Source organism: Rhodococcus sp. 1R11, assembly GCF_004563845.1.
In the GTDB taxonomy this organism is placed as follows: Bacteria; Actinomycetota; Actinomycetes; order Mycobacteriales; family Mycobacteriaceae; genus Rhodococcoides.
Genome location: NZ_SPNG01000005.1, coordinates 22,520 through 44,606 on the forward strand (window position 1 = coordinate 22,520; position 22,087 = coordinate 44,606).

At 66.0% G+C, this 22,087-nt stretch carries 21 protein-coding genes and 1 tRNA gene; 7 read left to right on the plus strand and 15 right to left on the minus strand.

What is annotated here, in order from left to right:
• The first annotated feature begins 32 nt into the window (after nucleotides 1-32).
• The 3 genes from E4P29_RS10125 to E4P29_RS10135 are packed head-to-tail and all read left to right on the plus strand — an operon-like array spanning nucleotide 33 to nucleotide 2,892.
• Complete coding sequence (locus E4P29_RS10125) at nucleotides 33-1,124, plus strand: transcriptional regulator (RefSeq protein WP_135044334.1); 1,092 nt, start codon at nucleotides 33-35, stop codon at nucleotides 1,122-1,124.
• Nucleotides 1,121-2,083 carry an ABC transporter ATP-binding protein gene (locus E4P29_RS10130; RefSeq protein WP_135044336.1) on the plus strand — a complete coding sequence of 321 codons (963 nt, stop codon included), beginning with the start codon at nucleotides 1,121-1,123 and terminating at the stop codon, nucleotides 2,081-2,083. Before E4P29_RS10125 ends, E4P29_RS10130 begins: the two co-directional genes overlap by 4 nt.
• The gene (locus E4P29_RS10135) at nucleotides 2,080-2,892 is read left to right on the plus strand and encodes an ABC transporter permease (RefSeq protein ID WP_027494448.1); all 813 of its coding nucleotides are present in this window, start codon (nucleotides 2,080-2,082) and stop codon (nucleotides 2,890-2,892) included. Before E4P29_RS10130 ends, E4P29_RS10135 begins: the two co-directional genes overlap by 4 nt.
• Here the strand turns inward: E4P29_RS10135 and E4P29_RS10140 are convergent.
• The 4 genes from E4P29_RS10140 to E4P29_RS10155 form a co-directional block, all read right to left on the minus strand.
• Entirely contained in the window at nucleotides 2,882-3,691 is an 810-nt protein-coding gene (locus tag E4P29_RS10140; RefSeq protein ID WP_135044338.1) for an alpha/beta fold hydrolase, read from the minus strand. The genes E4P29_RS10135 and E4P29_RS10140 overlap by 11 nt on opposite strands.
• A gap of 21 nt (nucleotides 3,692-3,712) precedes the next feature.
• Nucleotides 3,713-4,762: an alcohol dehydrogenase family protein gene (locus E4P29_RS10145; protein WP_245154254.1), complete on the minus strand. Its 1,050-nt coding sequence runs from the start codon at nucleotides 4,760-4,762 to the stop codon at nucleotides 3,713-3,715.
• 103 nt (nucleotides 4,763-4,865) lie between these two features.
• A tRNA-Thr gene (locus E4P29_RS10150) sits at nucleotides 4,866-4,941 on the minus strand.
• Nucleotides 4,942-5,007: 66 nt separating this feature from the next.
• Nucleotides 5,008-5,703, minus strand: coding sequence for an SDR family oxidoreductase (locus E4P29_RS10155; protein WP_135044342.1), 696 nt, complete (start codon nucleotides 5,701-5,703; stop codon nucleotides 5,008-5,010).
• A gap of 87 nt (nucleotides 5,704-5,790) precedes the next feature.
• Here E4P29_RS10155 and E4P29_RS10160 point away from each other — a divergent pair, with 87 nt between their 5' ends.
• Nucleotides 5,791-6,309 (plus strand): CGNR zinc finger domain-containing protein, encoded by a 519-nt coding sequence (locus E4P29_RS10160; protein ID WP_135044344.1) that lies wholly within the window; start codon nucleotides 5,791-5,793, stop codon nucleotides 6,307-6,309.
• On the opposite strand, the gene E4P29_RS10165 is transcribed toward E4P29_RS10160, so the two are convergent.
• From E4P29_RS10165 to E4P29_RS10180, 4 genes are all read right to left on the minus strand, one after another.
• Nucleotides 6,306-7,493 carry a DNA polymerase III subunit delta' gene (locus tag E4P29_RS10165; protein ID WP_135044346.1) on the minus strand — a complete coding sequence of 396 codons (1,188 nt, stop codon included), beginning with the start codon at nucleotides 7,491-7,493 and terminating at the stop codon, nucleotides 6,306-6,308. The genes E4P29_RS10160 and E4P29_RS10165 overlap by 4 nt on opposite strands.
• A gap of 118 nt (nucleotides 7,494-7,611) precedes the next feature.
• Nucleotides 7,612-10,617 (minus strand): type I DNA topoisomerase, encoded by a 3,006-nt coding sequence (topA, locus tag E4P29_RS10170; RefSeq protein ID WP_135044348.1) that lies wholly within the window; start codon nucleotides 10,615-10,617, stop codon nucleotides 7,612-7,614.
• A 109-nt stretch (nucleotides 10,618-10,726) separates the two neighbouring features.
• The gene (locus E4P29_RS10175) at nucleotides 10,727-11,314 is read right to left on the minus strand and encodes a hypothetical protein (RefSeq protein WP_032364537.1); all 588 of its coding nucleotides are present in this window, start codon (nucleotides 11,312-11,314) and stop codon (nucleotides 10,727-10,729) included.
• A gap of 154 nt (nucleotides 11,315-11,468) precedes the next feature.
• Complete coding sequence (locus tag E4P29_RS10180) at nucleotides 11,469-11,672, minus strand: cold-shock protein (protein WP_005248460.1); 204 nt, start codon at nucleotides 11,670-11,672, stop codon at nucleotides 11,469-11,471.
• A gap of 404 nt (nucleotides 11,673-12,076) precedes the next feature.
• On the opposite strand from E4P29_RS10180, the gene E4P29_RS10185 reads away from it, so the two are divergent.
• Together E4P29_RS10185 and E4P29_RS10190 are read left to right on the plus strand one after the other, a co-directional pair.
• The gene (locus E4P29_RS10185) at nucleotides 12,077-14,446 is read left to right on the plus strand and encodes a DEAD/DEAH box helicase (RefSeq protein WP_135044350.1); all 2,370 of its coding nucleotides are present in this window, start codon (nucleotides 12,077-12,079) and stop codon (nucleotides 14,444-14,446) included.
• Between the two features lie 229 nt (nucleotides 14,447-14,675).
• Nucleotides 14,676-15,938, plus strand: a complete 1,263-nt coding sequence (locus tag E4P29_RS10190) for an alpha-hydroxy acid oxidase (RefSeq protein ID WP_135044351.1) — start codon at nucleotides 14,676-14,678, stop codon at nucleotides 15,936-15,938.
• Between the two features lie 235 nt (nucleotides 15,939-16,173).
• Here the strand turns inward: E4P29_RS10190 and E4P29_RS10195 are convergent, their stop codons facing one another.
• The 7 genes from E4P29_RS10195 to ssd form a co-directional block, all read right to left on the minus strand.
• A complete protein-coding gene (locus E4P29_RS10195; RefSeq protein ID WP_135044353.1) occupies nucleotides 16,174-16,518 on the minus strand; it encodes an Rv3654c family TadE-like protein in 345 nt (114 codons plus the stop codon).
• Between the two features lie 17 nt (nucleotides 16,519-16,535).
• On the minus strand, nucleotides 16,536-16,847 hold the full coding sequence (locus tag E4P29_RS10200; RefSeq protein ID WP_135044355.1) for a TadE family type IV pilus minor pilin: 312 nt from the start codon (nucleotides 16,845-16,847) through the stop codon (nucleotides 16,536-16,538).
• A 23-nt stretch (nucleotides 16,848-16,870) separates the two neighbouring features.
• A complete protein-coding gene (locus E4P29_RS10205; RefSeq protein ID WP_032364737.1) occupies nucleotides 16,871-17,071 on the minus strand; it encodes a DUF4244 domain-containing protein in 201 nt (66 codons plus the stop codon).
• A gap of 66 nt (nucleotides 17,072-17,137) precedes the next feature.
• Nucleotides 17,138-17,710: a type II secretion system F family protein gene (locus tag E4P29_RS10210; RefSeq protein WP_135044357.1), complete on the minus strand. Its 573-nt coding sequence runs from the start codon at nucleotides 17,708-17,710 to the stop codon at nucleotides 17,138-17,140.
• Nucleotides 17,707-18,486, minus strand: a complete 780-nt coding sequence (locus E4P29_RS10215) for a type II secretion system F family protein (protein WP_135044359.1) — start codon at nucleotides 18,484-18,486, stop codon at nucleotides 17,707-17,709. The genes E4P29_RS10210 and E4P29_RS10215 overlap by 4 nt, the downstream gene beginning before the upstream one ends.
• Nucleotides 18,483-19,676, minus strand: coding sequence for a TadA family conjugal transfer-associated ATPase (locus E4P29_RS10220; RefSeq protein WP_135044361.1), 1,194 nt, complete (start codon nucleotides 19,674-19,676; stop codon nucleotides 18,483-18,485). The genes E4P29_RS10215 and E4P29_RS10220 overlap by 4 nt, the downstream gene beginning before the upstream one ends.
• Nucleotides 19,664-20,779: a septum site-determining protein Ssd gene (ssd, locus tag E4P29_RS10225; RefSeq protein ID WP_135044363.1), complete on the minus strand. Its 1,116-nt coding sequence runs from the start codon at nucleotides 20,777-20,779 to the stop codon at nucleotides 19,664-19,666. Before ssd ends, E4P29_RS10220 begins: the two co-directional genes overlap by 13 nt.
• 347 nt (nucleotides 20,780-21,126) lie before the next feature.
• Between ssd and E4P29_RS10230 the strand changes: the two genes are divergently transcribed.
• The gene (locus E4P29_RS10230; RefSeq protein ID WP_135044365.1) at nucleotides 21,127-21,960 is read left to right on the plus strand and encodes an HAD-IB family hydrolase; all 834 of its coding nucleotides are present in this window, start codon (nucleotides 21,127-21,129) and stop codon (nucleotides 21,958-21,960) included.
• The last annotated feature ends 127 nt before the right edge of the window (nucleotides 21,961-22,087 follow it).

The following is a 22,087-nucleotide window of genomic DNA, read 5'->3' on the forward strand; positions in this document are numbered from 1 at the left end:
GGCACATCGGCTACGTCCGTACGGTCGATGAGGTGCGTGGACAGTGGCGGTGGCTGGCAGTGGTGCTCGGCATCGCCGTGCTCGTTGCGACGCCCTCCGTGATCGAGCGCCTGCCCGTCGACGCGTCGGACATCGGTGCGGCGGAACTGCTGTCTCGGGTCCAGTCCTCCACCGCAACACCGTATTCGGGCTACGCCCAGGCCGTCGGCGGCGTCACCCTGCCGGTCACCGACGGACTCGGTGGCCTACCGGATCTGCTGGGCGACACCACGACCCTGCGCGCCTGGTACCGCGCCCCGGACAACTTTCGAGTCGACACCGTCCGCCTGGCCGGTGAACGCGGTCTCTACCGGTCCCCGGCTCTGCTGTGGACGTGGGACTACGAACAGAACACGGCCGTGGCGACCCCGGTCCCAGAACCGAGCCTGCGTCTGCCGCGCGAGGCCGACCTGCTGCCACCGGAGCTCGGGCAGCGGTTGCTCAGTGAGGCGACCGCCGACGAGGTCACCCGGCTGCCGACCCGCCGAATTGCCGGCCGGGATGCCCCTGGCCTGCGGCTCGTCCCCGCCGAGCCACAAAGCACCATCACCGAGGTCGATGTGTGGGCCGACCCCGACAGCGGGCTGCCACTGCAGGTCGACGTGCTCGCCGGTGGGGCCGCACGCCCTGTCGTCAGCACCGCGTTCCTGGACTTCTCACTCGAGATGCCCGACGCCGACACCGTCCGATTCGTCCCGCCCCCGGGTACCGATGTGCAGCAGCAGGACGGTCTCGACATCGCGTCGTTCGCCGACGGGATCGACTCTCCCCGTCTTCCGTCCACTCTGTCCGGACTGGATCAGAGGGACCGCGACGGACCGGGATCCGTCGGGATATACGGCCGCGGAGTGACCGAGCTGATCGCCGCTCCCCTGCCGCGTCGCGCCGCGCGCGGGCTCGTCGACCAGTTGCGGGCCGCTCCCGGCGCAGTCGTGACCGGCGACAGCGTGGCGCTGTCGATCGGACCGCTGAACGTCCTGATCACCGAGCCCGCCGGAGACCGCCGCCGATATCTACTCTCCGGCACCGTCACCGCAGAAGCCTTGGCCACCGCCGCCCAGCAGCTCGAAGGAGCAGCCACATGATCCGCACGACCGGCCTCACCAAGCGTTACGGATCGGTGCGGGCCGTCGACGGCGTAGACCTCGACGTACGCGCCGGCGACATCTACGGCTTCGTCGGTGCCAACGGCTCCGGCAAGACGACGACCGTGCGGATGCTGCTCGGGCTGGTCCTGGCCACCTCCGGGCAGATGCAGGTGCTCGGCGAGGAGATGCCGCGACGACGCAGGAGCGTGCTGCCGCGGGTGGGTGCGCTGATCGAGAACCCCGCCGCCTACCCCAATCTTTCCGGGCGCCGGAACCTCACGCTGCTCGACGCGGCCGGCCCCGGTGGTTCTCGGCGCACCAGGACCGCCCGCGTGAGCGAGGCCCTCGAGCAGGTAGGCCTCGCCGGGGTCGGACGCAGACCGGTCAAGCAGTACTCGCTCGGCATGCGACAACGCCTCGGCTTGGCCGCGGCGCTCATGCGCACCCCCGAGCTGCTGATACTCGACGAGCCGACCAACGGCCTCGATCCACAGGGGATCCTTGAGATTCGAGAGTTGTTGCTGGACTTGCATTCCCGGGGCACCACCGTGTTCCTCTCGAGCCACCTGCTGGCCGAAGTGGAGCAATTGTGCGACCGCGTGGGAGTGCTCGATCGAGGTCGCCTCGTTCTGCAGGATCAGCTCGCCGCGTTCCAACAACCCACCGGCCGAGTGCTCGTGCGTACCCCCGACCCCGCCGACGCGGTGACGGTCCTGTCCGATGTGGAGGACGCCACCGTGCGCGAGCGCGACGGACAGCAACTCGTGATCGAACACCCTGATCCGGCCCTGCTCAATCGACTGCTCGTCGAAGGCGGAGTCCGGGTGAGCGAGTTGAGCCCGCAGCAGATGAGCCTCGAGCAGTCGGTGCTGGCGGTCACCGGTGCCAGCTCGGACCGAGTCGACGGTCCTGCTGGCCCTCGAGAAGGTTCCCCCAGGTCGGAGGTGACCGCATGATCGGCGTCGAGCTGCGCGCGATGCTTCGCCGACCCCGCACCTGGGTCGTCATCCTCCTGCTCAATCTGCTGCCCACCATCGTGGCGGGTCTGCTTGCCCTGACCGACGTCGGTCCGCGTCCCGGCGACGGCCCTGCCTTCCTGTCCGCGGTGACCACGAACGGCCAACTCTTCCCACTCGCCGCTCTCGCCATCGTGCTCCCGCTGTTTCTTCCCGTCGCCGTGTCGGTCATCGCCGGCGATTCCGTCGCCGGGGAGGCCCAGGCCGGCACGCTGCGCTACCTGCTGGCTCGCCCGGTGGGACGAACGAAGCTGTTGGTCGCGAAGCTGATCTCGGTGGCTGCGTTCGTGCTGCTGGCCGTCGTCATCGTGGCAGCCGTCGCGTACTTCGTCGGCACGACGCTGTTCGACACCACCTCGTTGGCCGGAGTGTCCAGCGTGTCCGGCACGGTACTGACCGACGAACAGGTCGCCGTGCGCACTGTCATCGCCGTGCTCTACGTGACCTTGTCGATGCTCGGAGTTGCCGCCATGGGGCTGTTCCTGTCGACCCTGACCGACTCGCCACTCGCGGCGACGCTGGGCGCGTTGGCCTTCCTCATCGCCAGCTCGCTACTGCTGACGCTGGACGCCGCCGACGCCATCGCGCCGTACCTTCCGACGCGGTACTGGCTGGCCTTCGTCGATCTCTTCCGCGACCCGGTGCCGACGCGGGACCTGGTGCGCGGCGTCGGATTGCAGGGCGTCTACGTCGTCGTGCTCCTGGGCGCCGCGTGGGCGAACTTCACGACCAAGGACATCACGAGCTGAGACGGCTGCAGTCGGCAGCGCCGAGCTCGACGGTGGAGCTGCCGTCCAACTGGGCCGAGACCATCGCGCCGACGAGAGGATCGCGGGGCAGGTTCCCGTGGTCGACGGTCGAGTCCGCGCACACGCTCTGGACGGGGATGTCGATCGCCCCATCGAGGCGGGCCGAGTTCGGCGGGGTCACCACCTGGTCCAGTTCGGTCCAGATCGACACCCACTGCGGCCCGTCCGGAGTCTCGTCGCCCGAGTTCAAGCCGGCCAGCACGGAGCTGTTCGGAGCAAGCTGTTGGCAGGCGATCGGGCACCGGTCGGGCAGGACCTGGGCAGCCAGGCCCGCCACCTGGGTGCCGTGGTGTGGGGAGCCGAGGGTCACGATGCGTCGGGCCTGATCGGCACCGCCCAGGTCAGCGGCCCAGATCCGGGCCACCACCCCGCCGGCGGAGTACCCGACGACGTCGACCGAGGTCGCTCCCGTCCGAGTCAGAGCCGCGTCGACGGCGTCGCGCAGGGTCTGCGCCTGTGCGGTCAGGTCGCCGACGCCACCATCGGGCAGAGCCACGACGGTGGCGTCTCGGCCGTTCTCCCGTAGTTCCGCCGCGAGCACCTCGAGAGCATCGGTGGATCCGCCGAACCCGGGGACCAACAGCACCGGGCCGGGAACCGACTGGTCGACGCTCGCGACGGGGTCGTTCGTGGACCGCGATGAGACAAAGGCCGCCACGGCTACGACGAGACCGATCAGGACGAGAGCTAGTACGACGTACATAAAACGACGACGAGCCGGGGCGAGGGAGGCGAACACCCCGTCCAGTGTGCCTGGAGATCAAGCCTGATCTAGGACCACCGGAGGGACGAGCACGAACTTTCCAACGTGGCCCTTCTCCAGAAAGCACTGTTGCGCCTCCGCGATTTGCTCGAGCGGAAAGGACTCGGCCAACAAGGGGCGAATTTCACCGGCTTCGATGTACGACACGAGATTCGGAAATACGTCCTCGCCCCACGCCGTGCAGCCGAGGAGCGTCAGATCGTTCAGGTACATCGTTCGGAGATCCAACTCGACGAGGGGTCCCGCGATCGCACCCGAGGACACGTAGGTTCCACCGCGAACGAGAAGGTCGAGCAGAGGACCGAACCCCGCGCCGGCGACGTTGTCGATCACCACATCGACGCTGCGCTTGCCCAGGGCGCCCACCAGATCTGCGTCGCGCCCGTAGACCTCGTGGATCCCGAGTTCTCGGAGCTGATCGTGTTTGGCACGGCTCGCGAGGCCGATCACGCGCGCGCCGCGCCGCGCCGCGAGTTGTACTGCGGCAGAACCGACTCCGCCCGAGGCACCGGTGATGAGCACCGTCGACCCTCGACGTACCCCCGCGCGAGCGATCATGTTCTCCGCCGTGCCGTACGCACACGGAATCGTCGCCAGCTCAGCGTCGGTCCAATCACAATCGACCGGAAAGACCTCGTTTGCCGGAACGACGACGAACTGGGCGAACGCGCCGTTCATGTCCGAACCCAACCACCGCGTCTCGCCCGATGAGAATCCGTCGATGCGCATACACGGTCGAACCAGGACCCGGCGGCCGACGATGGATTCCTCGGTCCCGGGACTTGCGCACACGACCCCGCAGCAGTCCGTGCCCTGAATCAGCGGAAAGGGCGTCGCATCGTTCCACCCGCCGTCGGGGTACCAACCCACGCGCGTGTTGATCTCGGTGTTGTTCATCCCCGCCGCCAACACGCGAACAAGCACCTCACCCGGCCCCGGCACGGGTCTCGGCACCTCGGACACGACGAGCTTGTCGTATCCACCGGTGCCGGTGGTGACGATCGCTGTCATCAGGTCACCGGCGCTGAGCTCATCGTCAGTTCGCATGAATTGATCCTGCAGGACCGACGCTGCGAACGGGTCGATCCAGCGCTGGATCGAGCAACCAAAAAGGCCCCCGACACGATGGTGCATGTCAGGGGCCTGCTGGTGGAGCCGCCTAAGAGAATCGAACTCTTGACCTTTTCATTACGAGTGAAATGCTCTACCGACTGAGCTAAGGCGGCGTGCCTTTCGGCGTTGGTGAGTCTAACGGAGCATCCCGTCGAAACTAAAATCGCCCTCCCTGGCGGTCAGCCCGCGAGGCCGAGTCCTTCGACAGGCCCGCTGAGGATCGTCTTGACGTGCCTGGTCAGGTCGTCGGCGAGCACTTCGGTCTCCCCCGACTCCAGGGCGTCGAGTACCTGGCGCACCACGTCGCGTGGGTCGTTCTTCGGGACGTCCAGTTCGGCGATCATGTCGGTGTCGGTGTACCCGAGATGCACCCCGACAACGAGGGTTCCCTGCGGTGCGAGCTCGAGCCGCAGTGAGTTCGTGGCCGACCAGATCGCTGCCTTCGATGCCCCGTAGGCACCCGCACCGCCGAGCCACGACAGCACCGAATGAATGTCGACCAACGCCCCGCCGCCGTTTGCCTTCAGGATCGGGGCGAACTCTTGCGCGATTCGCAGCGCGCCGAAGACGTTGGTCTCGAACACCGCGCGAATGTCGTCGATCGACGTTGTCAGCAACGGTGTCGCACCGGGAGCGCCGGCGTTGTTGAAGACGATCGACACATCGGATGCGATATCAGCAAGTGCGGCAACGGAATCCGCGTCGGTGACATCGAGAGCAACGGGAACCACCCGAGGATCCGAGTCCTCTCGCGGGCTCCTCGCAGTCGCGTACACCTTCGCTGCCCCACGCTGGAGCAATGCGTCGACCGTGGCCTTGCCCAGACCGCGCTGACCGCCGGTCACCAATACCGTTGCTCCTGAAACAGACACCATCGAACTCACCCTTACGACAGAGGTTAAATGCTTTTGCCTCTGTCAGTAGTAGTTGACCAGTTCGACATAGTCAAATACTGTTCACTTATGTCACAGTCGCCGACCGAGCGCTTCCACCTCGCACCGGCACCCGACGGACTGCAGGTGGTTCAAAATCTGCTCAACACGCGAGCCATCGACGCGTACGGGCTCCCCGACCTCCTAGCGGACGGGAAGGCGGCATCGCTCGTGTGGGAGACCACGCTGTCGGACGACGATGCGGCCACGCTGCGGGCTCTGCGCTCGGATGTCGAAGCGGCCATTGCCGGCAACCTGCCCACGCGTCCGGCCGTCCGAGCAGAACTCGCACCGGGCGACGACGGCACCGTACGACTGATGCCGACCGGCACCGGGACCGACTACATCGCATCCAAGATTTGGTCGGAAGTGCTTCTCGCCCAACAAGCGGACACGTGGCGTCGACTCAAGCGATGCAAGAACGAGGCATGTGGATCTGCGTTCTACGATCGCTCCCGCAACAACAGTGGCGTCTGGCACGACGTGAAGACGTGCGGCAATGTCGCCAATCTTCGCGCCTCACGAGCCCGCAAGAAGACGCAGAACTAGCGCAGTACGTCACCCAGCGTTGCGACCATCGCATAGATCGCGAACTTCGGTTTCGCGTTGACAGCCAACGACTCTCGGCATTCGAGGATCGCCTCGATACTTTTCAGCAGAGCCTCGGGCGGTACGGCTTTCGCCATTCGCTCGACCTGCTCGGCCATGTCGGGGTGCGTGGCCGTCGCGGTCGAGCCGTACGAACGCGCGAGCGCGTCGCGGTACAGACCCACCAGGTCCATCAACGCGCGGTCGAGCGAGTCACGGCCGGTTCTGGTGGCGCGAGACCTCTGCCGCTTCTCGAGGTCCTTCAGCACTCCGGCCGAGCCACGCAATGCTCCGGCAGCGCCCTTACCTGTGCCTCCGGCTCCGAGGGCCGTGCGCAACTCCTCGGTCTCGGCCTCGTCGCGAGTGGCGCTCATTTCCTTGGCCTCGTCCTCGGCGGCCTTCACCAGTTCCTCGGCTGCGAGGTACGCCTGATTGGGACGGGCCGCGGCCGACGCCAGGGCAAGTGCCCGCTTGCGGCGCGCCCGCGCGTCCTCGTCGGTCGCGAGTCGGCGTGCTCTGCCCACATGGCCGCCGCTGATGGACGCGGCCCATTCCGCCGTCTCGGCGTCGAGCTTGTCGCGGGTCTGCAGCACCTGCGCGATGGCCGGCACAGTGGGCGTCACCAACGAGACGTGCCGGCAGCGCGAGCGCAGCGTCACCGAGATGTCCTGCGGATCGACCGACGGAGCGCACAACAGGAACACCGTCCGAGCGGGCGGCTCCTCGACGACCTTGAGCAGTACGTTTCCGGCACCCTCGGTGAGTCGATCGGCATCCTCGACGACGACCACCTGCCACAGACCGGTGCTCGGCCGACGCGACGCGACCGAGACGATGTCTCGCATCTCCTTGGTACTGATGCTCAGACCCTCCGGGATGACGCGTCGCACATCGCCGTGAGTGCCTGCCATCGTCGTCGAACACGCCTGACAATGCCCACAACCCGGAGTGCCTTCGGTGGTGCACTGCAACGCCGCAGCGAAGCACAGGGCGGCGATGGAACGCCCGGACCCGGGAGGGCCGGTGAAGAGCCACGAATGCGTCATCGCCGACGAGTCGACACCCGTACGAGCAGCCACTGCTGCAGCCGTCAGATCGGCCTCGACATCTTCCTGACCGACCAATCGATCGAACACACCCGCCATGCTGGCAACCCTAACGGTTGGGACCGACTACCCCGCCGCACTGTTCCCGGACAAGTGCCGAACTCGAAGCTATGGACATAATCGCAGCCGATTCCATCCACAACTTCGAGTTCGCGAGCTACTCGCCGTCGGTCTTCTTCGCCGGTGCCTTCTTGGCAGCAGCCTTCTTCGTCGTGGTCTTGGCCGCCGTCGTCTTCGTGGCGGTCTTCTTGGCTGCAGCCTTCTTGGCCGGAGCCTTCTTAGCGGCAGCCTTCTTGGCCGGTGCCTTCTTCGCAGCGGCCTTCTTCGCCGGTGCCTTCTTCTTCACCGGTCCCCGAGCACGTCTGTCCGCCAACAACTCCGACGCGCGATCGTCGGTGATCGTCTCGACCTCGTCGTCCTTGCGCAGACTCGCGTTGGTTTCGCCGTCGGTGACGTACGGCCCGAACCGACCGTCCTTGATCACCATCGGCTTCTCACTGATCGGGTCGACGCCCAGCTCCCGCAGCGGCGGCTTGGCCTCGCCCTGACGGCCCCGACGCTTGGGCTCGGCGTAGATCTTCAGAGCCTCTTCGAGACTGACCGTGAACATCTGATCCTCGTCGGCGAGCGAGCGAGAATCGGTGCCCTTCTTCAGATACGGACCGTAACGGCCGTTCTGCGCGGTGATCTCTTCCTTGGACTCGGGATCGACACCGACGACGCGTGGCAACGACAGCAGCTTGAGCGCATCCTCGAGCGTGATCGTCGCCAGATCCATCGACTTGAGCAACGAACCGGTCCGCGGCTTGGGGCCAGTGGCCTTTTTCGCGGCAGCCTTCTTGGCCGGCGCCTTCTTGGCTGCGGCCTTCTTCACCGCAGTCTTGACGCCACCGCCACCATCGCCGTCGTTACCGGACGGGATCGGCACGATGTCGGGCTGAGGCGGCGTCGGCTCGGGTTCCGGCTCGGGCAGGATCTCGGTGACGTAGGGCCCGAATCGGCCTTCCTTTGCCACGATGTCGTGACCGGTCAACGGATCCACACCGAGCTTGCGGCCCTCTTGCGGTGTGGCGAAGAGCTTTTCGGCGAAGTCGAGCGTCAACTCGTCCGGCGGCAGATCGTCGGGCAAGTTCGCCCGCTGGCTGATCGGATCGCCGTCCGGATCGTCGTCGCTGACGACCATGCGCTCGAGGTACGGACCGTAACGGCCCACGCGCACATGGATCTCGCGGCCCTCGGAGTCGTCGAACAGACGAATCGAGTTGATGGTGCGCGCATCGATGTCTTCGAGGTTCTGGCCCACCATCTTCTTGAGGCCACCCGAGCGCGCCACCGAACCCTCGGCACCGGTCTCGCCGCCGAAGTAGAAGCTCTGCAGCCAATCTCCGCGCCGCTCACGGCCTCCCGCGATCGCGTCGAGATCGTCCTCCATGCCTGCGGTGAAGTCGAAGTCCACCAGACGCCCGAAGTGCGCTTCCAGCAACGCAATCACCGAGAACGCCACCCACGACGGCACAAGAGCGCTGCCACGCTTGTAGACGTAGCCGCGGTCGAGAATCGTCTTGATGATCGACGAATACGTCGACGGTCGACCGATTCCCAACTCTTCGAGCGTCTTGATCAGCGACGCCTCGGTGAATCGAGCAGGCGGGTTGGTGGTGTGACCGTCGGGATCGAGCTTGGTGGCCGTCACCGCCTGGCCGGCCTTCAATGCGGGCAGACGCGATTCGGCGTCGTCGGTCTGACCGCCCGCCTCGTCGTCGACGCTCTCGACATACGCCTTGAGGAAGCCCGCGAACGTGATGGTGCGACCCGACGCGGAGAACGTGCACTCCTCGCCGGTACCCGCGGTGCCGGTGATGCGCAGGGTCAGCGTGGTGCCGCGCAGATCTGCCATCTGCGACGCAACCGTGCGCTGCCAGATCAGCTCGTACAGCCGGAACTCGTCGGTCTGCAGCGCCGAATGCAGCTGACCGGGAGTCTGGAACACGTCACCCGCGGGGCGGATGGCCTCGTGCGCCTCCTGCGCGTTCTTGACCTTGCGGGTGTACTGCCGCGGAGTGGGGTGCACGTACTCGGGGCCGTAGAGCTCGGTCGCCTGCGCCCGTGCCGCGGAGACCGCAGACGCGGACAGCGACGTCGAGTCGGTACGCATGTAGGTGATGTAGCCGTTCTCGTACAGACGCTGCGCGACACGCATGGTCCGCTCGGAACTGAACCGCAGCTTGCGGCCGGCCTCCTGCTGCAGCGTCGACGTCATGAACGGCGGGTACGGCTTACGCGTGTACGGCTTGTCCTCGGCGGACGCGACGGTGAGGTCGACGCCTTCGAGAGCGTCGGCGAGGCGTCGAGCACGCGGTTCGTCCAGGACGGTGACCGACTCGGTCTTGAGCTTGCCGTCGGGACCGAAGTCGCGGCCGGCGGCGACGCGATTGCCGTCGACATTGACCAGACGTGCTCCGAAACTGCGCGGGCTCGCGTCGGCACCGGCGTCCAGAGTGGCAGAAATATCCCAGTACTCGGCACTGCGGAATGCCATCCGCTCGCGCTCACGCTGGACGATGATGCGGGTGGCCACGGACTGCACACGGCCTGCCGACAGCTTCGGCATGACCTTCTTCCACAGCACCGGGCTGACCTCGTAGCCGTAGAGGCGGTCGAGAATGCGGCGGGTCTCCTGCGCGTCGACGAGGTCTTGGTCGAGGTCGCGAGTATCGGCGGCGGCCGCGAGGATCGCCGGCTTGGTGATCTCGTGGAAGACCATCCGTCGAACAGGAACTTTGGGGTTCAGGGTCTCGAGGAGATGCCAGGCGATGGCCTCACCCTCGCGGTCGGGGTCAGTGGCGAGATACAGCTCGTCGGCGTCCTTGAGCAGGCTTTTCAGCTCTGCGACCTTGCCCTTCTTCTCGGGCGAGACGACGTACAGGGCCTCGAAGTCGTGGTCGACGTCCACACCGAGACGCGCCCAGGGCTCGCCTTTGTATTTGGCGGGCACGTCGGCAGCACCACGAGGAAGGTCGCGGATATGGCCGACGGAGGCCTCGACGACATAGTTGCTCCCGAGGTAGGGAGCGATCTTTTTGGCCTTGGTCGGAGACTCGACGATGACCAGACGACGCGGCTCGGCGGAGCTGTCCCCCGAGCCGTTGTTACGTGCTGCCACCTTGCTGCCGAACCTTCCCTAGTGCGTTTTCACAAGCAGATTTGCCTGCCCCACTCCTAACAGACTGACATACGTCGAGCAAATACTCGCAGATCAGTCATTCATCTTCCTACTCAGCGTGGGGCCAATTGGTACGTGCGTCCACATTCGCAGGAGCCTCACCGACGTTCTCGGTGAGCCGCAACAGCCGACGTCGGCCGGTGATTCGAAGGCCCGGATTGGACCCGCGGGTGCCGATCAGAGTCGGCGCGATGCCCGCGCGCATCAACGATTGAGCGAGGACCGCATGAGTCTCCGGCGCGTGCGGGTCGAGACCGAGCACGTAGCGTTCCCCCTCCGCCTCGGGACGCCCCGACGCGAGCACCCATGCCCGCAACTCGCGGGAACCGGGCACCCACCCGGGAGGCACAGCCTTCACCGCGCCCTTGGTCCACAACGACGCCAGGGCGGACAGTTCCGGAACCGACGCGGTGCGCACGAGAGGACGGTCTTCTTCGGACCGTCCCAGCTCCGCCGACAGACCACACTGTTCGATCAACTCGGCAATGGCATCGGCCCGCCACTGCGCGTCGACGACGACCGAGATGCGTGCCGATCCCGAGGACGTGACGACATGGCCGGTGGCAGCCAGCAATCCGCTGAGATCGGTCACCGCAGGCGGCAACGACTCGGCAGAGAAGAAGGACAGCTGGTTCACAGCATGGACATTAGGACATCGACACCGGCAGACACTGCTTTCGACTCTTCCTGGTGGTTCGCCACGAACGAAACATCCCCCTTTCTCGAACGGCTTTTCACGGCCGATCGAGAAAGGGGGATGAAGGTTCTCGTCTCCGAAGAGGAGAAGAGAATCAGACTGCGCGAACGCCCGTTGCCTGAGGACCCTTGGTGCCCTGGCCGACCTCGAACTCGACGCGCTGGTTCTCCTCGAGGGTGCGGAAGCCGCTGCCCTGGATCTCGGAGTAGTGAACGAAAACGTCAGCGGAGCCGTCTTCTGGTGCGATGAATCCAAAGCCCTTTTCGGCGTTGAACCACTTCACAGTTCCCTGTGCCATGCTTTTCCTTCTCTTTCTAACACCGGATTCGATGGAGCGCACTTTCGATCCATCGGGCCGGTTCCGACCGCTGCACTTGTACGAATCCCCCTCAGGACTTCCCCCTGATGGACGAGCTCTCCCAGTACCGCGCCCGCAACATAAGATCCTGCGAAGCGTAGAACGAACACAGAAGCTGCGACCGCGTCAAGTGAACCATGAACTCCGCGTTCGCAACAGTCGAAAACCGACCCTTTTCGAACAAATTGCCCGTCTTGTAACAACACACAACGCCGGACGGGTGGAATGCGGCTCTCACCAGGGCTCGAGCCGCTCGTTTCGGGTCCGCGATAGCATGAGGACCCCAGGTCGCGCCTAGCCCGAACGGGCGGCCAGTAGATCGAACGAATGCATGGAGAGCGGCAGTGAGCGAGAAGCATCCGCACGACGGTGCGGATGTCCGGAGTTACGGGCAGCGGCTGCTGGATCGAGTGTTGGCCGGTACCCCCGCCGACGACGGCCCCGTCACGCATGTCGCCGAGTTGCCCGCGCGATCGTCCAGCTTTGCACCCTGGCCGTCCTGGGTCGGCCCGGAAGTGGTGCAGGTGATCACCTCTCGCGGCATCGCACAACCGTGGACGCATCAGGCCCGGGCCGCGACGCTCGCCGCCGAGGGCAGTCATGTGGTGCTCTCGACCAGTACCGCGTCGGGCAAATCGTTGGCCTATCAGCTGCCCATTCTGACGACGCTGGCCGCCGACGCCCGGGCGACGGCGCTGTATCTCGCACCGACCAAGGCCCTCGGAGCCGATCAGCTACGCACCACCATCTCGATCACCGACGAGTTACGTTCGCTGTCAGACGATCTCGCCGAGGTGTTTCCCAGCTCGTACGACGGCGATACCCCGATCGAGATTCGGCAGTGGGCCAGAACGAATGCGCGCTGGATCTTCACCAATCCCGACATGTTGCACCTGGGCATCCTCGGCGCGCACGAGCGATGGTCGCGTTTCCTGCGCAACCTGCGCTACGTGGTGGTCGACGAATGCCATTACTACCGAGGTGTTTTCGGCTCCAACGTCGCCCTGGTACTCCGTCGGTTGCGACGCCTCTGCGCGCGCTACGGAGCATCTCCGGTATTCGTTCTCGCCAGTGCCACGACGTCGGAGCCGGGACGCGCAGCCAGTCGACTCATCGGAGCGCCCTGCGAGGAGATCACCGAGGACGGCTCACCCCACGGAGCGCGCACCGTCGCACTCTGGGAACCGCCGCTGCTCAAGGAGATCACCGGCGAGAACGGCGCGCCCGTACGCAAATCGGCCGGGGCCGAGGCGTCGCGCATCATGGCGGATCTGTTGATCGAGGGTGCGCGGACACTCGCGTTCGTACGGTCCAGGCGCGGAGCCGAGGTCACTGCGTTGGGGACCCAGCGAATTCTCGCCGACGTCGATCCGCAGTTGGTCCGACGCGTCGCCGCTTATCGCGCAGGCTATTTGGCCGAGGATCGGCGAAAACTCGAACGGGATCTCTCCGACGGCACCCTGCTGGGAGTGGCCACCACCAACGCCCTCGAACTCGGCGTCGACATCGCCGGTCTGGACGCGGTGATCGTCGCCGGTTTCCCGGGCACCGTCGCCTCGTTCTGGCAGCAGGGTGGGCGTGCCGGACGACGCGGGGAGGGCTCACTGCTGGTACTCGTCGCGCGCGACGATCCGTTGGATACCTACCTGGTGCATCACCCGGCGGCCCTGCTGGACAAGCCGGTCGAGGCAACCGTCACCGACCCGACCAATCCGTATATTCTTGCTCCCCAATTGCTCTGCGCTGCAGTCGAACTACCGATCACCCTAGCCGAGGCCGAGGCGTTGAGCGCGGAATCGGTACTCGAAGAGCTCGAGCTGAAGGGTTACGTGCGTAAGCGTCCTCACGGGTGGTTCATCACCCCCGAGGGACAGCAGCTGTCTCCGCACGGTGCGGTCAACATTCGCGGCGGCACGGGCGTGCAGGTCGCCATCGTCGACGGCGAGTCAGGCCGCATGCTCGGCACCGTCGACGGCGGACGTGCCCCTGCCACAGCACATCCCGGTGCGGTGCACATTCATCAGGGTGAGTCCTTCGTGGTCGACGAGCTCGATCTCGAGGCCGGCCTCGCGCTGGTGCATGCCGAACAGCCCGAGTGGAACACCTCGGCCCGCGAGATCACCGACATTGCCATCACGGCGGTGCACGAATCCGTCGACTACGGCGAGGTCCGAGTCGCGTTGGTGCAGGTGAACGTCACCCATCAGGTGGTGGGATATCTTCGACGCCTCCCCTCGGGCGAGGTCCTCGATTCCATCGAGCTCGACATGCCGGCCCAGACCCTCGACACCCGCGCCGTCATGTACACCATCACCCTGGAGTTGTTGGAGCACAGCGGCGTTCCGTTCGAGCGATTCCCTGGATCGCTGCATGCCGCCGAGCACGCCGCCATCGGGTTGCTTCCGTTGGTCGCGACCTGCGATCGATGGGACATCGGCGGAGTGTCGACGGCGCTACACCCCGACACCGGTCTGCCGACGGTCTTCGTCTACGACGGATACGACGGCGGAGCAGGTTTCGCAGACCGCGGACACGTAGCCATCGCGGACTGGCTCGCCGCCACCAAGGACGCCATCGTCTCCTGCGAATGTCAGACCGGATGCCCCTCCTGCGTGCAATCCCCGAAATGCGGAAACGGTAACGACCCCCTGGACAAAGAGGGTGCCGTTCGAGTGTTGACTGCTGTCTTGGCGGCGATTACTCGGGAGGGATGAGCACCTGGGCCCTGTGTGCTGGGGACCGAGTGGGGGGTCGCCGCAAACGCGCGCGCGTTTGCCATGCGCGCGCAAAATTGCCAGGGTTTCACGAGGATAACCAGTCATTTTTCGCAAACGCGCGCGCGTTCAAGGCTTGGATCGAACTGGTGCGCCACCCTGCCTGTCGTTGCCAACACCTCGGGTGGTGTGGTGGGGAGAGGATCAGCCCACAGAATCGAGACAACGCATGCCCATCACCCGGCAGATACCCAAAGCCACCGACCTGCGCGAGGTACTCTCGTTCAAGAAGCCCGATCTGAACCTGCGTCGACGACGCCTCAGCGCGGCACTGACCATCGACGATCTCCGCACCATCGCCCGTCGCCGCACCCCGCGCGCAGCATTCGACTACACCGACGGCGCGGCCGACGCCGAGATCTCGCTCTCCCGGGCTCGGCAGGCTTTTCGCGACGTCGAATTCCACCCCTCGATCCTGCGAGACGTCTCCCACGTCGACACCTCGACGACGGTGTTCGGCGGACCGTCCGCGCTTCCATTCGGTATCGCGCCGACGGGTTTCACCCGCCTGATGCAGACCGAGGGCGAATACGCCGGTTCTGCCGCCGCCGGCGCTGCCGGAATTCCGTTCTCCCTCTCGACCCTGGGCACCACGTCGATCGAGGACGTCAAGGCCACCAACCCGAACGGCCGAAACTGGTTCCAGCTCTACGTCATGCGTAACCGCGACATCTCGTTCGGTCTTGTCGAACGCGCCGCGAAAGCTGGCTTCGACACCCTCCTGTTCACGGTCGACACACCGGTCGCCGGAGCTCGCCTGCGAGACAAACGCAACGGGTTCTCCATTCCGCCGCAGTTGACCGCGTCGACCATCGCCAACGCCATTCCGCGCCCATGGTGGTGGTGGGACTTCCTCACCACGCCCAAGCTGGAGTTCGCGTCGCTGACCTCTACCGGCGGCACAGTCGGAGAGCTGGTCGATTCAGCGATGGATCCCTCCATCTCGTTCGAGGACCTCGACGTCATTCGCGAGATCTGGCCCGGCAAGCTGGTCGTCAAAGGTGTTCAGTCGGTGGCAGATTCAGTGCGTCTGGCCGAACTGGGTGTGGACGGTATCGTTCTGTCCAATCACGGAGGCCGGCAACTGGATCGCGCTCCGGTGCCCTTCCATCTCCTGCCTCAGGTCGTCCGGGAAGTCGGATCCGACTTCGAAGTGGCCGTCGATACCGGCATCATGCACGGCGCCGACATCGTCGCCTCCATCGCAATGGGTGCGTCGTTCACGCTCGTCGGCCGGGCGTACCTATACGGTCTGATGGCGGGAGGTCGCGCGGGCGTCGACCGGATGATCGAGATCCTGCGAGAGGAGATCATCCGTACCATGCAACTGCTGCAGGTCAATTCCCTCGCAGAGCTCACCCCGGAGCACGTCACGCAGCTCACTCGATTCGCTCCCCTGCAATCAGGTGCGCGCACCTTCACATCAAGCTGACCGCTGCGGACAGACCGTCGATGCCGGGGTTCGAGGCCGGGGGACGACGTATCGGCCGCGGGTTCGGGTCCTCGGGCGGGGGTCGAGGCCGGGTTTCACCGCAAACGCGCGCGCATTCGCTGAACGCACGCGAATTCGCCGGCTCGAACGGGGCGATTCCGCTCGCACCTGACAAACGCGCGCGCGTTTGCGGATTCGGGCGGGTTTGCGGATTCGGGCGGGCGGGGGCCCGGACTCACCCCGGCCCCGCCCGCGCCGTCGCGATGGCGTCGGACATTCCGAAGCGCCCGAGGAACACCGGCTGACCCACCGTCACGATCACGTCCCAGTCGTCGATCGTGCACTCCCGCAACTGAGTCCCCATTCGTACCGCCAAAGTCCGCGCCGTCTCACAAGCATCGGCCACCCCGCGATCGAGTGCGCCCGCCCCGGCCAACGCAGCGAGATCGGCCGCCGACTGCGCCTGATGACGAGCACCCACCGCCGAGCCGACGTGCATCACCATCACCACGACGGCGATCAGCGCCGACATTGCCAGCGCCGCCAACACCGTCGCCCCACCCTCGTCGTCACGCAGCATCCTCCGGAGACCAAGACTCATTCCGCGGCAACCGGTTCCGCAGCAGCAACCGCCTCCGCCGACAACGTCAAACCCGGCAGCGGGCTCGCTACCTCCACCCGCGCGACGAAGAACTCCCCGTCCTCCCTCACCGTCACCAGAGCACCCTCCGGCGCAACCCGCTCCCCCACCGACACAGCCCGGGCCGCATCACCTCTCGCCGCCAATCGGGCCGCCTCCCGCGCGGCGTCGACGCAGCCGATGTGCATCGTCACCGACACGATCGCCCCGATGCACACCACGATCACTGCGACGATGGACGCGACGGCAATCGCCGCCTCCACCGTCACAGCCCCGTCCTCACCGCCCGGAATCAGACGGCTGTGTTGAGCGCTCGATCGATGATCCCCGTCAGCGCGGTCACGATGCTGTCCCCCGTCACCACCGTGTAGAGCACCGCCCCGAATGCCGCGGCGGCGATGGTGCCGATCGCGTACTCCGCGGTCGACATACCATCGTCCTCCACGCCGAACAATGCGATTCGAGTCTTGATCTCCTGCAGTGCATTCCCCATCATGATGCTTCCCCTCCCAGTATTCCGGCGCGGCGTGTCCGCACCGGACGATTCGTTGTTCGGCGGTCACAGCAGACCGCCGCCCAGGACATTGCCCGCAAGGCCGATCACCACGGGCACGATGCCCAGGCAGATGAAGGCAGGCAGAAAGCACAGGCCCAGCGGTCCGCTGATCAGCACACCGGCCCGTTCGGCCGCTGCCGCCGACGCGTCCTCGGCCCGAGTTCGTTGGGTGGCAGCCAGTTCCGTCATCGCCGACGCCATGGACGACCCGGCCCGGGCGGATCGCCTTGCCATCCGCGCCAGCGCCTCGGTCTCCGGATCCTTCGCCACTGCGTCCCACGCCGTCGCTGCATCGGCCCCCAGCTCGAGCAGATCGGCGGTTTTGCGCAGTGCGACACCGAATGCGGGCGGAGCAGAGTGGGCTGCGGCCGCCGCGGCAGTCGAGATCGGGAGTCCGGAACGCAGACACGCAGCGAGAAGGTCGAACGTCGTCGCTACGGCGAGCGGATCGGGTCCGGAGTCGTCGACGGCTTCTGCCGTCGAAAGCCCTACAACCTCCACGCGTGACAAACCGCCACGGGCAGCGGGGACGACGACCAAAGCCGTTGCCAGACAGAGCGTGATCGCCCACGTCATGTTGTCACCTTGCCGGTGATCGCATCGGTCCACAGCAGACCTGCGCAGCCGAGAGCGGTTCCGATGAGGAGCAGGATTCCGCCCAGCCCGCCGCCGAGCAGTATGCGCAGCGGATCGGCCCCCATCAGTTGTCCGAGCGCGACCCCGAGGACGGGCAGTCCGGCCAACACCAGTGCAGTAGCGCGGGCCCCTGCGAGCGACGCCTCGGTTCGTTCCCGAAATCGCCGACGGCCGAGCAGATCCTCGCGCACGGCGTCGAGCAACTCGGCGAGTGCAAGGCCGTGTTCGTCGGCCACCCGCCACGCCGCGGCCAAGCGGTCCAGTTCCGGGTTCAACAGCGGATCCGACGCGGCTATCCCGTCGGCAGCGCGTCCACCGAGTCGCGATCTGGACGCAGCACCGCGCAGCGCCTCGGAGGCGATACCGTCGCACTCGTCCGCAGCCACCTCGCCGGCCGTCGCCGGGTGCGCACCGACCCGCAATTCACCGATGACCACTTCGACTCCGGTTGCCAACCAATCCAATTCGGCCGTACGACGGGCGCGCACGGTGCGACGGCCATGTCGGTGCCATCCGGTACCGCCCGCCACGAACAGAGCCGCCGCGCCCCACGGACCGCCGATCCAGAACATGCCCACGGCCGACGCCGCGGCAACAACGAGAGGGAACGCCCACCCAGGAACGCCGACGGCACCTCGACCGCGGCGCGATAGTCGGCGAGAGCTGCTGGGCCACAGCGTGAATGCAGCGGCCAGGGCGCACAGTGCCGCTGTCATCGCATCTCGCCACAGCGCTGAGCGAGCAGTTCGTGCAGCCCGCGCTGCCCGGGCACGGCGTCGGAATCAGCGGACCAGGCAGGCACAATATGGACACGTCCTGTCGAATCCACCTCGACCAGTCCGATCTCACGCAATCGCCTCGTGCCGTCGGCGCTGCGGTGGACGTGCAACACCACTTGGACCGCGGCGGCGAGTTGACTGTGCAGCGCGTCTCTGCCCATTCCGCCCAGTGCAGCAAGGGCTTCGAGCCGAGCGGGAACTTCCGAGGGCGAATTGGCATGGATGGTTCCGGCACCGCCGTCGTGCCCGGTGTTGAGAGCCGTCATCAGGTCGATCACCTCGGCCCCGCGCACCTCACCGACGACGAGCCGATCGGGTCGCATCCGTAATGCCTGGCGAACCAATTGCCGAACCGATACCTCGCCCACACCTTCGACGTTGGGAGCACGGGCCACCAGGCGCACCACATGGGGATGTGCCGGAGCCAACTCGGCCGCATCCTCGACACAGACGATTCGTTCGGACGGGTCGACCTCGCCCAGCAGAGCAGCCAGAAGGGTGGTCTTCCCGGCACCGGTACCTCCGACGACCAGAAATGCCAAGCGTGCGAGCACAATCCGCGCAAGCAGCTCGTAGCCCTCCTCGGTCACCGCACCTGAGGCCCGGAGCGCTCCGAGTCCCTGGGTAGCCGGGCGAAGCACTCGCAACGACAGGCAGGTGCCACCGCTCGCCACCGGTGCCAGCACCGCATGCAGACGGACACCGAAGACTCCCTGCCCGACGCCGGGTAATCGGCCGTCGACCCACGGCTGCGCATCGTCCAATCGCCGACCGGCCGAGAGCGCGAGCCGTTGTGCCAACCGCCTGACCGCGGCTTCGTCGACGAACTGGACTCCGGTGCGTTCCAGGCCTCTACCGCGATCGATCCACACCTGATCCGGTGCCGTGACCAGAACATCGGTCACCCCTGGCTCGGACAGGAGCGGCTCCAACAGGCCTGCTCCGGTGAGCTCGGTCTGCAGAATACGCAGTGCCGCAAGCATATCGGTGTCACCGATGACTCCCCCTGCCTCGGTACGGATGGCCGCGGCAACGGTGGCCGGCATTGGAGACTGCGCCGAGGCAGCCAGCCGATCTCGTACGCGGTCGAGCAGATCGGCGGTGACGACTGCGCTCATGCGGCCCACCGCTGACCACCGGGCTTGTGCGCGAACGTATCCAGTACCACGGTTGCCGCCGCCGCGAGCGGTGACCGGCGGCCGAGAGCAAGTCCGCCCCGCTCGAGACGCTCGGCCAATCCCGGCTCGGCCCGCATCGACGTCAGCAGCGACAGATCGAGGGCGGCCGCGATGTCCGCGGCCCGCAGTCCCCCGGGGGCGGGGCCACGAACGACCAATCCGACGTTCGCATTTCGACTCGAGATCTCGGCCGCTACTGCTTCTGCCGACGTCACGGCCCGCAATTCCGCAGGCAGCACCAGTACGACGAGGTCGGCCGCGGCGTACAGGGCGTCCGAGAGGTCATCGGAGTGGCGCGGGGCGTCGCACACAACGAGATCGCCTCCGGCGCGCCCTGCGTCGAGCACAGCCGCCGCGGCGACGGCCGAGAGTCCGGTTCGCCGGTCGTCGGATCGCCCGAGTGCCAGTACCGACAATCCGTTCTTCGACGGCAGCGCGCCGTGGAGTGCGTCGCCGGATACTCGCCCGCCCTCGACGACGAGGCCGGACCACCGCAGGCCTGGGGCGTTCTCCCAGCCGAGCAGCAGATCGAGGCCGCTGCCGTACCGGTCGGCTTCGACCACGAGCGTGCGTCGCCCCGTGTGACTGCTGCACAGGCCGAGCGCCGCCGCGAATGTGGACGCCCCCGCGCCTCCGCGGGCACCGACGACCGCGATGACGCCACCGCCGCCTGGCGATGTGACGACGGGGTCACCGAGGATGCGAACGAGCGTGTCCTCGTCCGTGGGCAATGACACCACGTGTTCGGCACCGAGCGCTGTGGCCGTCCGCCAATCATCGAGTGTCGGCGACGCGGCCGTGACCAGAACGACGCCGGGCCGCCGCGGAAATCCGGCCGCGAGTGCCGTCTCGGCCGAAGAAAAATCGATCAAAATTATTCCGGCAAATTCCCAAATCGGGCGCGCCGATCCGATACCGACCAGTAAGTTCTGCTCTTCCACAACACAATCCGCGGCTGCCGCGATTCGGTACACGTCCTGACGCAGTCCGTGATGGTCGATCGACATCGACGCGTCCGCGTTCGTCCGCCGTGAAATCGGATCCGTTTTCATGGGTCCAAGCGTGCGTGAGAATTCGCTCGATCGGCGCGCGACTTGGGGAAATGTGGATAGATCAGGCCCTGTGGATGAATATCGGTACCGAGGTACCAGTTTTCGGCCTACCCCGGAAAAGAGGACGACCCTCGCCAGGGGGGGAGGAGGCGAGGGTCGTCTGGTTCAGCCCCGGGGGGTCGGGCTGAACACCGCCCGGAATGAACCGGGCTCGTGGAAAATACTACACCCGTGGACGTCCATGTTTGCAAGTTCAACCGTCGCATTTTTTGGACTTGTCCGGAGCGAGTCGAGTAGAGAAGTAGCGCGACATCCACCGGTCACCACCGGCCACTATGGTGACAATCGTGACCCTCAGCGCAGACACCGACGACGCCCCCGCCGGCCGACGCGCAGCGCGCGTCGCCGCCTTCTTCGACCTCGACAAAACGATCATCGCGAAGTCGAGCACTTTGGCCTTCAGCAAGCCGTTCTTCGACCAAGGTCTGATCAACCGGCGAGCGGTACTCAAGAGCAGCTATGCGCAGTTCCTGTTCCTGCTCTCCGGTGCCGATCACGACCAGATGGAACGCATGCGCGCGCACATCGCGGGCATGACCGCCGGGTGGGACGTCGAACAGGTGCGAGCAGTGGTGGCCGAAACGCTGCACGACATCGTCGATCCCCTCGTCTTCGCCGAAGCGGCCGATCTGATCGCGGACCACAAGCTCCGCGGACACGACGTGGTGGTCGTCTCGGCGTCGGGCGACGAGATCGTGCACCCCATCGCCGAACTGCTGGGTGCCGACCACAGTATGGCCACGACCATGGTGACCGTCGACGGCAAGTACATCGGCGAGGTCGACTTCTATTGCTACGGCGAGGGAAAGGTCGACGCCATGAAGTCTCTGGCGGCACAACATGATTACGACCTGTCCAAGAGCTACGCCTACTCGGATTCGATCACCGACGTTCCGATGTTGCGGGCGGTCGGGCACCCCACCGCCGTCAATCCCGACCGCGCGCTCCGCAAAGAGGCCTCGTCCCTCGGCTGGCCGATTCTGACGTTCTCGAACCCCGTTTCGCTGCGCTCTCGCATTCCGAATCCGTCCGGAAGGACCGTGGTGGCAAGTGCTGCAGCAGGTTTCAGTGCAATAGCAGCTGGCGCGATCACCTACGGATTGCTGCGCAGAAAACGATGAGCCCAAACCCTTGATGTGAGCGGCGTCACGGGGTACAAATGACGTACGGAAGAACGGAAGGCCAAGGACGAACCGGAAGAGAAGGTTCGCTTCTCCCGACCGCGATTCCCAGCACGGACACCGGCAC